General features: G+C 72.3%; 11 protein-coding genes. 4 read left to right on the top strand and 7 right to left on the bottom strand.

Features of this window, described 5'->3' with window-relative positions; genetic code table 11:
• Positions 1–119: 119 nt before the first annotated feature.
• Both purH and purN read right to left on the bottom strand, forming a co-directional pair.
• Positions 120–1,691 (bottom strand): bifunctional phosphoribosylaminoimidazolecarboxamide formyltransferase/IMP cyclohydrolase, encoded by a 1,572-nt coding sequence (gene purH, locus D7223_RS19660; RefSeq protein WP_120729857.1) that lies wholly within the window; start codon positions 1,689–1,691, stop codon positions 120–122.
• Positions 1,688–2,308: a phosphoribosylglycinamide formyltransferase gene (gene purN / locus D7223_RS19655; RefSeq protein ID WP_120729856.1), complete on the bottom strand. Its 621-nt coding sequence runs from the start codon at positions 2,306–2,308 to the stop codon at positions 1,688–1,690. The genes purH and purN overlap by 4 nt, the downstream gene beginning before the upstream one ends.
• Before the next feature lie 238 nt (positions 2,309–2,546).
• Here purN and D7223_RS19650 point away from each other — a divergent pair, with 238 nt between their 5' ends.
• On the top strand, positions 2,547–3,128 hold the full coding sequence (locus D7223_RS19650; RefSeq protein ID WP_120729855.1) for a DUF4190 domain-containing protein: 582 nt from the start codon (positions 2,547–2,549) through the stop codon (positions 3,126–3,128).
• Between the two features lie 13 nt (positions 3,129–3,141).
• On the opposite strand, the gene D7223_RS19645 is transcribed toward D7223_RS19650, so the two are convergent.
• Positions 3,142–4,467 (bottom strand): cell division protein PerM, encoded by a 1,326-nt coding sequence (locus D7223_RS19645; RefSeq protein WP_120729854.1) that lies wholly within the window; start codon positions 4,465–4,467, stop codon positions 3,142–3,144.
• A 156-nt stretch (positions 4,468–4,623) separates the two neighbouring features.
• Between D7223_RS19645 and D7223_RS19640 the strand changes: the two genes are divergently transcribed.
• On the top strand, positions 4,624–4,887 hold the full coding sequence (locus D7223_RS19640; protein WP_120729853.1) for a DUF4190 domain-containing protein: 264 nt from the start codon (positions 4,624–4,626) through the stop codon (positions 4,885–4,887).
• Positions 4,888–4,934: 47 nt separating this feature from the next.
• Here the strand turns inward: D7223_RS19640 and sucD are convergent, their stop codons facing one another.
• The 3 genes from sucD to D7223_RS19625 form a co-directional block, all read right to left on the bottom strand.
• The gene (sucD, locus tag D7223_RS19635) at positions 4,935–5,822 is read right to left on the bottom strand and encodes a succinate--CoA ligase subunit alpha (RefSeq protein ID WP_120729852.1); all 888 of its coding nucleotides are present in this window, start codon (positions 5,820–5,822) and stop codon (positions 4,935–4,937) included.
• Positions 5,823–5,824: 2 nt separating this feature from the next.
• Positions 5,825–7,003, bottom strand: coding sequence for an ADP-forming succinate--CoA ligase subunit beta (gene sucC / locus D7223_RS19630; RefSeq protein ID WP_120729851.1), 1,179 nt, complete (start codon positions 7,001–7,003; stop codon positions 5,825–5,827).
• 445 nt (positions 7,004–7,448) lie between these two features.
• Positions 7,449–7,853, bottom strand: coding sequence for a coenzyme B12-dependent isobutyryl CoA mutase small subunit (locus D7223_RS19625; RefSeq protein WP_120729850.1), 405 nt, complete (start codon positions 7,851–7,853; stop codon positions 7,449–7,451).
• A 409-nt stretch (positions 7,854–8,262) separates the two neighbouring features.
• Between D7223_RS19625 and D7223_RS19620 the strand changes: the two genes are divergently transcribed.
• A complete protein-coding gene (locus D7223_RS19620; RefSeq protein ID WP_120729849.1) occupies positions 8,263–8,979 on the top strand; it encodes a M23 family metallopeptidase in 717 nt (238 codons plus the stop codon).
• 274 nt (positions 8,980–9,253) lie between these two features.
• Positions 9,254–10,036 (top strand): M23 family metallopeptidase, encoded by a 783-nt coding sequence (locus D7223_RS19615; protein WP_120729848.1) that lies wholly within the window; start codon positions 9,254–9,256, stop codon positions 10,034–10,036.
• 44 nt (positions 10,037–10,080) lie between these two features.
• On the opposite strand, the gene D7223_RS19610 is transcribed toward D7223_RS19615, so the two are convergent.
• The gene (locus D7223_RS19610; protein ID WP_147252680.1) at positions 10,081–11,658 is read right to left on the bottom strand and encodes an outer membrane protein assembly factor BamB family protein; all 1,578 of its coding nucleotides are present in this window, start codon (positions 11,656–11,658) and stop codon (positions 10,081–10,083) included.
• Positions 11,659–11,687: the final 29 nt, after the last annotated feature.

Raw genomic sequence — 11,687 nt, 5'->3', positions numbered from 1 at the left:
GGAAGGGCCCCTTGTTAACGCCTGGTGTATTAAAAGGGGCCCTTCCTAACGCGGCAGCCGGCGTGCGGCAGCGGCGGCAACCGGCCCGCGGCGCGCGGCGCGCGGCGCGCGGCGATCGGTCAGTGGAAGAAGTGGCGGGTGTTGGTCAGGTACATCGTGACGTTCGCCTCCTTGCAGGCGGCGATGACCTCCTCGTCGCGGATCGAGCCGCCCGGCTGGACGATCGCCGTCACGCCCGCGTCGATGAGGATCTTCGGACCGTCGGCGAACGGGAAGAAGGCGTCCGAGGCGGCGACGGAACCCCGGGCCCGGTCGGCGCCGGCCCTGCTCACCGCCAGGTGCGCCGAGTCGACCCGGTTGACCTGGCCCATGCCGACCCCGACCGTCGCGCCGTCGCGGACCAGCAGGATCGCGTTGCTCTTCACCGCGCGCACCGCCCGCCAGGCGAACGCGAGGTCCCGCAGGGTGACCTCGTCGGCGGGCTCGCCGGTGGCCAGCCGCCAGTTCGCCGGGTCGTCCCCCGGCGCGTCGATCCGGTCCCGCACCTGGATCAGCACGCCGCCGGTGACCTCCCGCGACTCGACAGGCGTCGGAGCGTACGCGGGCGCTCGCAGCAGCCGGACGTTCTTCTTCGCCCGGAGGATCGCCAACGCACCCGACTCGAACTCCGGGGCGACGACGACCTCGGTGAAGATCTCCGCGACCTGCCGCGCCATCTCATCCGAGACGGGCCGGTTGACCGCGATCACCCCGCCGAAGGCGGAGACCGGGTCGCACTCGTGGGCCCGGCGGTGCGCCTCGGCCACGTCCACCCCGACCGCGATGCCACACGGGTTGGCGTGCTTGATGATCGCCACCGCGGGCTGGTCGGCGAAGTCGTTCGCCGCCCGCCAGGCGGCGTCCGCGTCGACGTAGTTGTTGTACGACATCTCCTTGCCGTGCAACTGCTCGGCCTGCGCCAGGCCGGCCGGGCTGCTCGGGTCGGTGTAGAGCGCGGCCTCCTGGTGCGGGTTCTCGCCGTAGCGCAGCACCGCCTGCCGGCGCAGGGCCGACCCGGCGAAGCGGGGCCAGCCGTCGGCGGCCGGCGCGAGGGTGGCGGCGAACCAGTCGGCGACGGCCACGTCGTACTCGGCGATGTCGGCGAACGCGCGGGCCGCGAGCGCCCGGCGCTGCGTCAGCGTGAAGCCGCCCGCGTCGAGCGCGGCCACCAGCTCCGGGTACGCGGCCGGATCGGTGACCACCGCCACCGAGGCGTGGTTCTTGGCGGCGGCCCGGACCATCGCCGGACCACCGATGTCGATCTGCTCGACGCACTCGTCCTGGCTGGCGCCGGAGGCGACGGTGGCCTGGAACGGGTACAGGTTGGAGACCAGCAGGTCGATCCCGGCGATGCCGTGCTCGTCGAGCTGCGCGGCGTGCGCGTCCTTTCGCAGGTCGGCCAGGAGACCGCCGTGGATCTTCGGGTGCAGGGTCTTGACCCGCCCGTCGAGGATCTCCGGGAAGCCGGTGACCGTCTCCACCGCGGTCACCGGAACCCCGGCGGAGGCGATGGTCGACGCCGTGCTCCCGGTCGAGACGATCTCCACGCCGGCCCCGTGCAGGGCTCGGGCCAGCTCGACCAGACCGCTCTTGTCGTAGACGCTGACCAGCGCCCGACGGATCGGGCGGCGCTCGCCCTCAGTGGCACTCACGGAACCGTGACCTTCCTTCCGGTGATCGTCCAACCTTCGCGGACCAGTCGGCCCACCTGCTCGACGAGCTGACGCCGCTCGGCTTCCTTGATGCGCTCGGTGAGCGTCTCGACGTCGTCGTCGTCGCGTACCGGCACGGCGACCTGCGCGACGATCGGGCCGGTGTCCATGCCGGCGTCGACGAAGAAGAGCGTGGCCCCGGTGACCTTCACCCCGTACGCGAGGGCGTCCCGGGGGCCGTGGATGCCGGGGAACGCCGGCAGCAGAGTGTTGTGCGTGTTCAGGTAGCGGCCCCCGAACGCGGCCAGGAAGTGCGGGCCGACCAGCTTCAGGAAGCCGGCGGAGACCACCAGGTCGGGCTCGTGCTCGGCGACGTGCGCGGTCAGCGCCTTGTCCCAGTCCTCCCGGGTGGGGTGGTCCGGCACCCGGTCGACGAAGGTCGGCACTCCGGCGGCGGCGGCCCGGTCCAGGCCGGCGATGCCCTCGCGGTCAGCCCCCACGGCCACCACCCGGGCGCCGTACCCGGGGTCGGCGCACGCGTCGAGCAGGGCCGCGAGGTTGCTCCCGGAGCCGGAGACGAGGACGACGATGCGGGCGACGGACGCGGGCTCGGTCACCGGGCAACCCTATCGGTGCGCCGTGGCGACCCTGCCGCTGGGCAGCGCGCGGCGGGAGGGTCGCAAGCGGCACGATCCGCGGCGGGCGGCCCGACCGGCGGGCGTCCGTCGTTCGCCCGGGGCGGGGCGAGCGCCGACCGGGTACGCTGCCGTCGCCCGGGCCGGACGACCGGCCCCGGACACCCGTCCGTGTCGAACCCGGCGCCCCACGCCGGTCCCCCGTCGAGGAGCAGGCGCGATGCAGCCCGGTCAGGACCCGTACGGCCAGCAGCCCCACCACGACCCGACCGCCCCGCCGCCGCCCCCGTCGGACCCGTACGGCCACCAACCCCACCACGACCCGTACGCGCCGCCACCCACCTCCGGGCAGCCCTACGGCCAGCAGCCCTACCAGGACCCGTACGCCGCCCAGCCCTACGGTCAACAGCCGTACGGCCAGCAGCCGTACCAGGACCCGTACGCCGCGCAGTCCTACGGCCAGCAGCCGTACCCGCAGCAGCCCTACCAGGATCCGTACGGCGGGACGCCGATGTACCCGAACGCGGGCTACCCGTCGCCGGCCGGCCAGCAGAACACCCTGGGTCTGGTCGCGATGATCCTCGGCATCGCCTCGATCCCGCTGGCCTGCTGCCACCTGGGCATCCCGCTGGGTATCGCCGCCCTGGTGACCGGGTGGCTGGGCAAGCAGAAGGCCGACCGCGGGCTCGCCGCCAACAACGGCCAGGCCCTCGCCGGTCTCATCTGCGGCGGCATCGCCGTGGTGCTGGGTGCGATCTACCTGGTCCTGGCCATCGCCTCCGCGGTGCCGAGCACGTTCTGACCGGCCGACCGGATCACCGGCGGGCGGCCCGGGGTCGCGGCGGCGGGCCCGGGTCGCGGGGGCGGACGAGGACCCGGGTCGCGGCGGCCCCGAGCACGGCGCCCACCGCGGTGATCGCGGCGGCGACGGCCCCCACCTGCCAGGCGACCGGCCCGACCTGAGCCAGCCGGCCGGCGCCGAGCGGCCCGGCGGAGGCCGCGGCGGCGAGTCCCAGCAGCAGGCCGGCGACCGGCCCGGCGAGCACCGCCGGCACCAGCACCGGACGCCAGGGCGGTGGGGTGCGCTCGTCGGCGGCCAACCGGAGCAGCCGTCGCGCGAGCAGCCAGCCGGCGATCATCCCGGCCAGGACCGGCACCGCGAGCAACCCGGCGCCGAGGCCGTCGACCGGCCCGCGGGGCAGGCCGGCCAGCAGCGGGACGGCGGGCAGCGCGCCGACCGACACCTCGCTGGTGCGGACGGCGGTGTCGGTGCCCACGGCGAAGCCCGGCCCGAGCAGGTAGCTGGTCGACCAGATCGCCGCGTTCGGCGCGTAGGCGAGGCTGACCAGCGTGATGCCGGCCTGCCCGGCGACCCCGGTGCGGTAGGCGCCGATCAGGTCGGCGGCGTCACCGCCCCCGGTGGCCACGGCAAGTCCGGCCGCGCCGGCCCCGGCGCCGAGCAGCAGCAGCCCGGCGACCAGACCGGTGCGTACCCCGTCGCGCAGCGGTGCGGCGGCCCGCTCGGCGAAGAGGCCGGCCACGCCGACGGTCCGGGCCGCGCCGACCAGCGCGGCGAGCGTGCCGACCACCGCGAGGGTCAGGCCGGCCCGGACCGGGGAGACGCCGGTGCCGCCGGTGCCGACCAGCAGCGCGGCCAGCACACCGAGCACCGCGTACGCGACGCCGACCGCACCGGCGACGATGAGTGCCCGGCGCGGCGACCGGGCGCCGCGCGCCCCGACGGCCCGGCTGGTGTGCACCCCGGCCCGGGTGAGCCGCCACAGCGCCAGTGCGGTCAACGCGAGGGGGGCCAGGCCGAACGGGCCGGCGACGGTGGTCAGCGGCACCCCGTGGCCGAGCAGCCAGCCGGCCAGCCCGGCGCGCAGCGCGCCGGTCAGCGAGGCGGCGTCCTCGCTGAGCTGGAACAGCCAGAACACGAACGCGACCGGCAGCCAGGAGGTGAGCGCGGCACCACCGGCGGCCACCGCGGCGGCCACGGCGAGCGGCGCGCGGCGCCGGGCCGGCTCACCGGAGCGGGGCGCGGGCACCCGCCGGGCGGAGCCGGGGCGGCCGGGCGGCCGGGGTCCGGCGCCGACCCGTGGGGCGGCACTTCTGGGCTGATCGGGGGTGACGGACGACATCGGGGTCTACTCTGGCACGCCGCACCGGCGACGGCAGTCCGATACCACCCCCGACCGGCTACGAGTTCGCTGATCCGCCGTCGGGGATCCGGGGATCCGGTCTAGCGTCGGCCCGGGGAGGACGGCCGCACGGCACCGACGCTTCGGAGGCACGTCGTGAACACCGCGTACCCGCCACCCCCGCCGCCGCCCGCCGCCGGCCGGGACCGCACCACCCTCTGGGGTGTGCTGGGCATCATCCTCGGCCTGCTCTGCTGCGGCATCCTGGGCATCATCTTCGGCTACCTGTCGATCCGCGACGCGAAGCGCTACGGCCAGTCGCCGGTGCTGGGTTACCTCGCCATCGCCTTCGGCGTGATCAACATCATCGGCAGCGGGATCCTCTGGGCCGGCGGCAACTACCCGCTCTACAACGACTGAGAGGGCCGACCGGAAGCCGGTCGGCCCTCTCCGCGTACGCCTCGGGGTCAGCCCGCGGACATGATCTCCCGCATCAGCTTGGCGGTCTCGGTCGGGGTCTTGCCGACCTTCACGCCGACGGCCTCCAGGGCCGCCTTCTTGGCGTCCGCGGTGCCGGCCGAGCCGGAGATGATCGCGCCGGCGTGACCCATGGTCTTGCCGGGCGGAGCGGTGAAGCCGGCGATGTAGCCGACCACCGGCTTGGTGACGTTGGCCTTGATGAACTCGGCGGCCCGCTCCTCGGCGTCGCCGCCGATCTCACCGATCATGACGATCGCGTCGGTCTCCGGGTCGGCCTCGAACGCGGCGAGCGCGTCGATGTGGGTGGTGCCGATGATCGGGTCACCGCCGATGCCGACGCAGGTGGAGAAGCCGATGTCGCGCAGCTCGTACATCATCTGGTAGGTCAGCGTGCCACTCTTGCTGACCAGGCCGATGCGGCCGGAGCCGGTGATGTCGGCCGGGATGATGCCGGCGTTGGCGGCGCCCGGCGAGGCGATGCCGGGGCAGTTCGGGCCGATGATCCGGGTCCGCTCGCCCCGCGCCACGTTGTACGCCCAGAACGCGGCGGAGTCGTGCACCGGCACGCCCTCGGTGATCACCACGGCGAGAGCGATGCCGGCGTCGATGGCCTCGACGACCGCGCCCTTGGTGAACTGCGGCGGCACGAAGATGACGGTGACGTCGGCCCCGGTCTCCTTCATCGCGTCGGAGACGGAGGCGAAGACCGGCAGCTCGGTGCCGTCGAAGTCGACGGTGGTGCCGGCCTTGCGCGGGTTGACGCCGCCGACCACGTTGGTGCCCGCGGCGAGCATCCGCCGGGTGTGCTTGGACCCCTCGGAACCGGTCATCCCCTGCACGATGACCTTCGAGTCCTTGGTCAGCCAGATAGCCATGATCAGACCCCCGCAGCTGCCAGCTCGGCGGCCCGCTCGGCCGCGCCGTCCATGGTGTCGACCCGCTGGATCAGCGGGTTGTTCGCGCCGTCGAGGATCGCCCGACCGGCTTCGGCGTTGTTGCCGTCGAGGCGGACGACGAGCGGCTTGGTGGCCTTCTCGCCCCGCTGCTCCAGCAGGTCCAGCGCCTGCACGATGCCGTTGGCCACGGCGTCGCAGGCGGTGATGCCGCCGAAGACGTTGACGAACACGCTCTTCACCGACGGGTCGGACAGGACGATCTCCAGCCCGTTCGCCATCACCTCGGCGCTGGCGCCACCGCCGATGTCGAGGAAGTTGGCCGGCTTGACGCCACCGTGCCCCTCACCGGCATACGCGACCACGTCGAGCGTGGACATGACCAGGCCCGCGCCGTTGCCGATGATGCCGACCTCGCCGTCGAGCTTGACGTAGTTGAGGTCCTTCGCCTTGGCGGCCTGTTCCAGCGGGTCCACCGCGGCCTGGTCGACCAGCGCCTCGTGGTCCGGGTGCCGGAACGCGGCGTTCTCGTCCAGGGTGATCTTGGCGTCGAGCAGCAGCAGCGTGCCGTCGCTCGTCGTCGCGAGGGGGTTCACCTCGACCAGCGTGGCGTCCTCGGCGACGAAGGCCCGCCACAGGCCCACGGCGACGTCGACGACCTGGTCGGCGACCTCGGCCGGGAAGCCGGCCGCGGCGACGATCTCCCGCGCCTTCGCCTCGTCGACGCCGGTGTTGGCGTCGATCGGCGCCTTCACGACCTTGTCCGGGGTGTCGGCGGCGACCTGCTCGATGTCCATGCCGCCGGCGACGCTGGCGATGCAGAGGAAGGTGCGGTTCGCCCGGTCGAGCAGGTACGAGAAGTAGTACTCCTCGGCCACGTCCGCGGTCACCGTGATCATGACCTTGTGGACGGTGTGGCCCTTGATGTCCATGCCGAGGATGTCGGTGGCCCGGGCCACCGCCTCATCCGGGCCCTCGGCGAGCTTGACGCCGCCGGCCTTGCCTCGGCCGCCGACCTTCACCTGCGCCTTGACGACCACCCGACCGCCGAGGCGTTCGGCGATCGCGCGGGCCTCCTCCGGGGTCGTGGCGACGCCGCCGGCGAGCACGGGCAAGCCGTGCCGTTCGAACAGGTCCCGCCCCTGGTACTCGTACAGGTCCACGATTGCGCGTCCCGTCCCGTCTCCGCGGCGCGCCGTCGCGCCGCCACCAGCGTTATGGAAAACAGTTTGACGCCTGTCATCAGTTGAAACAGGCCATTGGGCGCAGCCTAGCGAGGTGGCGACCACCGGCAACCGAGCGGGTGCGCGGTGTGCGGTAATGCACAACCGGCCCGCCGGCGCGCCGGTCCCGGGCAGAACGGGTGGGCAGGTCAGCCGTCCGGGCGATGTTGTGCCCGGTGCGTAACCCCGCTGATGGGGCCTCGTTGAGTCAGGTGTCGGAGCGCTGATCCAGCGCGACGGCGGGAGACGGCCGATGCCCTGTCGGTCGAGGGGTGGCGGCGGGGCATCGTGCATAGAGGGGCCGGACGTGTGAGGGGTGCGTCCGGCCCCTCACCCTGTCCGAAATCAGCCCTCGCCCCGCGCGGGCGGTCGTCCCGCCCGGCGTTCAGCCGACCGGCTGGGCCACGTTCTCGCGTACCCACTCGACGATCGACGCGGTGGTCGCGCCCGGCGTGAAGATCTTGGCCACTCCGAGCTTGCGCAGCTCCGGGATGTCGGCCTCCGGGATGATGCCGCCGCCGAACACCACGATGTCGCGGGCGTCCCGCTCACCGAGCAGTTCCAGCACCCGGCGGAACAGCGTCATGTGCGCGCCGGAGAGCACGGAAAGCCCGACCGCGTCGGCGTCCTCCTGGATCGCGGTCTCCACGATCTGTTCCGGGGTCTGGTGCAGGCCGGTGTAGATGACCTCCATACCGGCGTCCCGGAGGGCACGCGCCACCACCTTGGCGCCACGGTCGTGGCCGTCCAGGCCCGGCTTGGCGACGACGACCCGAACACGAGAGCTCATCTGCGCATCCCTTTCACCGGCTTCGCGGCTTGACCTGAACGAACGGTAACCCGGCCCGGCCGGCCCGGGAAATCCGGGCGGCCCGCGTCGCCCGCTCCGGCGCGGGCGAAGGCAGTGGGTCACCCCTGTCCGTCAAGCGGGACGACTCCGCCGTTCGGTCACGGAAAGCAACGAACGGGCGATGACTGGGGCACCATTTCCCCGGTACGACCCATGACAATCATGGACGCAAAGGGACAGAACGCAGCATCGATTCGGCGCTTCGGCTTGTGACGGGCGTGGCGGTTGGCTACCGTGTCCACGGTTGTCATCAGGTCCACGGACGGGTGACGACGCGGTCAGCCGACGTTCACCACAGCGTCACGGACGTCGGCGGTCCGCTTCGGAACCCCGACAACGGAGGGTGTGCGTGCGCCAGCGCCTGTCGTCTGAGCCCGATCGATATCGCGGTCGTCGCCGCGTGCCCACCCCACCCCGGAGCCGCTACGCCGCCGTCATCACCACCGCCTTCGTCGGTGCCGGTGTCGTCGCGCTCGGCGCCGGCGCGATGCCGGACGCCAAGAGCGTCAGCCCGTCGGTCCTCGACGAGCTCAAGGCCGCCTCGACCCTCGACCAGGGCACCGCGGAGCGCGCCGAGGCCGCGGACCGCGCCTCCCGGGACAGCGACCGTGGCGAAGCCGCGGAGGTCGCCGAGCCCGGCATCTGGCGGCTCCCCCTCCAGGCCTTCGACTTCAACTCCCCGTACGGCATGCGGTGGGGCAAGCTGCACACCGGCGTCGACCTGGTCGTCCCCGAGGGCACGCCCTACGTCTCCGTCCACGACGGCATGGTCACCAAGGCCGGCTGGTTCGGCGGCTACGGCTACGCGGTGATCGTCCAGCACGCCGACGGCAGCGAGGCGATCTACGGCCACTCGTCGGCGGTCAGCGTCCGCGAGGGTCAGCAGGTCAAGGCCGGCGACCAGCTCGGCCTGGTGGGCATGACCGGGCACGCCTACGGCTCCCACCTGCACCTGGAGATCCATGTCAAGGGCGAGCCGCGCGACCCGGTGCCGTACCTGATGGAGCGCGGAGTGGACATCAAGCTCCAGACCGAAGATATCTACAGCGAGGTAGCGGCTTCCTGACGCTCCGTATCGCCCGTTGACCGCCCGGATCGCTCGATCCGGGCGGTTTTTCGTCTCCCACTCCCGGACGATGTCTTCCAGGTCACAGGCGAAGGTGTGACGCAGCGCACCTAGCCCCCGGGTGGCCCGACCGGACGCCGAGGCGATTTCCCGGACAGAGGCGGCAGCGCGACGGCGAGAAGTCGGCCGGCACCCTGGTCCCGGTACCCGTCCGCACCTCGGCCGACACCAGTATTTCGAGGTCAAGTGCCCCTCGATCCAGTGAAGGTCCGCCGTGCAGGAAGACAACTTCATCCCGAACGAGAACACCCCCGACACCCCCGGTCGGCACCGGTCGCGACCCGGACGGCGTACCCGCCACCTGATCGTCGCCGCGGTGGCCGCCGGCGGCCTCGCCCTGGGTGGCGTCGCCGTCGCCGTGACCGGCGCGACCGACGACGACCCGGCCCCCACCGCCGCGGTCGACGCCGCGTCCCGGGTCGACGCCGCAGCCCGCGCCGACCGCTCCGCCCGCGAGTCGAGCGCACCGGCCAGCCCCACGGCCAGCCCGGTCCCGACACCGAGCGCGTCGGCTTCCCGCCCCCCGGCCAAGGCCAGCCCCCGGGCGACCACCGCCAAGCCGAAGCCGAAGCCGAAGAAGACCGCCACGCCGAAGCCCACCTGGGTCATCCCGATGAAGGGCGCGGAGATCACCTCCTGCTACGGCCAGCGCTGGGGTGCGCTGCACGCGGGCATCGACTTCGCGATGCCCGCCGGCACCCCGGTCCGCGCCGCGTTCGGTGGCACCGTCACCAAGGCCGGCGACGTCGGCGACGGGTACGGCATCTCGGTGGTCGTCGACCACGGCAACGGCTACCTCACCCACTACGCGCACCTGAGCACCGCGTCGGTCGGCATGGGCGCGAAGGTCAGCGCCGGCGAAACCATCGGACTGGAGGGCTCCACCGGCGACTCCACCGGCCCGCACCTGCACTTCGAGGTGCACCAGGGGCAGATGTGGAACCAGATCGACCCGGCGCCGTTCCTGCGCGCCCGCGGCGTCGATGTGGGCTGCTGACCCACGAACGACCTGGATCTGCCCTCGCCGCCGGCGAGCCGGGTTCAGCCGAAGAGGCTGATGCTCTCCGGCGCGCCGGCGGCGACCACCGCCCCGCCGACGTAGGCAGGTCTGCTCGCCAGGGGCAGTTCCCAGCGCGTTCCACCCGATTCGATGTCGTAGGAGACCACGACATGATCTGTGTGCCGCGATTCTGGGCGGTCGTCGATGCTCGAATAGACCAGGCTTCTTCCGTCCGACTCGATCCAGTCCGGTTCCACCGAGGACTGCCTCGTCATGTCGATCGGCGGCGACAGGGCCTCGCCTGTGATGCAGTGGTACACGCGCACGAAGTCACGGCTGGTGATCTCCGGTTCGCCCCAGGCGTCGAGGGGCGCATCCGGGTCGGCCACATTGATGATCAGATGGTTCCCCACCGTCGCCATGTCCATGGATATCGCCGGCCCGGATACCCGCCACAGCAGATGCCCGGTAGCGGGATTGGCCGCCGCGATCGTGTGCCGGTCCGGATAGTGCGGACCGTCGGCACCGAGGCGGGCCAGCAGCGGCACCGGCGGGGTCGCGCCGTAGGGGCCCGATGAACCCGCCGGCTCCCAACCGGCCACCGAAGACTTCTTCTCTCCGTGCAGGTCGTAGATGTCGGCACCGGTCCAACCCTTGTTCTGGATGGCGATACCGTCCCGGAAGACGTGCCAGGTCAGACTGCGGCCGCCGACCCACCGGGGTCGTACTGACCGCACCAGTTCACGGCCATCGGCGGTGTCGACGAACACGGCCACGTCGGAGCCGGCGTCGACGAGGATCCCCGGTTGGGCCGACACGTACATCCCCGCGTTTCCCTCCCGGGTCCAGATCTGGTCGCCCTCGGTCGTGTATCCGGCGGCGAATCCTCTGTCGCTGGCCGGCCACTGCGTCACCGCGATGAAGCGGTCGTCGGCGAGCACCATCGTGCGCAGTTCCCGGTTGGGCACCTTCACGGTCCTCCGGGTCTGACCACTGCCCGCGTCCAGGAAGAAGACGGCGGAATCCCTCCCGGTGGGCGCCACACAGGCGATCCGGTTCTCCCGGACGGCGCACGATGCGGTGGACTCGTGCAGGTCGACAAGCCAGTGGTGCGCTCCCGTCCTCATGTCGAGGCCGAACAGGTGGGTGCCATTACGGAGCACGACAATGTTGGAATCCCCGCCGACGACATGCGACTCACCACCCTTGATGGCTGTCGTCCACGCGGCTTTCGGCTGACCGAACACCGGGTCGAGAAGCTGGCCAGGCGCAGGCATGTCGAAGATCGACTTGATCTCCTGCGGATACCGGGTGTCGTCCCACTCCTCGACCCTCGGCGTGCCGAACAGGTGTGCGGCGTACACCCCCGGCGGGGTCAGGACGGCAACGACCCCGACCAGGGCCACAAGGCGCCTGGTTGGTGCGGGGACCGCTCGCGCTAGCCGATTGCCCTCCTGCTCCTGGTCGGGGCCGGTCTCTCGGGAGGTGAGCAGGGTGGTCAGCAGCGTGACCATCAGCGCGGCGAGAAGCCAGGGCAAACTCCACTCGCCGTTGTCCAGAACCTGATTGATCGCGACACCACCAGCGACCATGAGGGTGGCCGTCGCCGCACCGGTCAACCACGCCCGACGTAGCCGCACCGCGTCAC

It is taken from the genome of Micromonospora endolithica, from assembly GCF_003626595.1.
Taxonomy (GTDB): domain Bacteria; phylum Actinomycetota; class Actinomycetes; order Mycobacteriales; family Micromonosporaceae; genus Micromonospora; species Micromonospora endolithica.
The sequence above is the reverse complement of the archived record's forward strand: the minus strand, read 5'-3'. Positions and strand labels throughout refer to the sequence as shown.

Bases quoted from the DNA above. Each gene is read 5' to 3' on its own strand.
- D7223_RS19625 (WP_120729850.1), bottom strand. From the start codon at position 7,853: ATGAGCTCTCGTGTTCGGGTCGTCGTCGCCAAGCCGGGCCTGGACGGC.
- D7223_RS19650 (WP_120729855.1), top strand. From the start codon at position 2,547: ATGCAGCCCGGTCAGGACCCGTACGGCCAGCAGCCCCACCACGACCCG.
- sucD (WP_120729852.1), bottom strand. From the start codon at position 5,822: ATGGCTATCTGGCTGACCAAGGACTCGAAGGTCATCGTGCAGGGGATG.
- D7223_RS19645 (WP_120729854.1), bottom strand. From the start codon at position 4,467: ATGTCGTCCGTCACCCCCGATCAGCCCAGAAGTGCCGCCCCACGGGTC.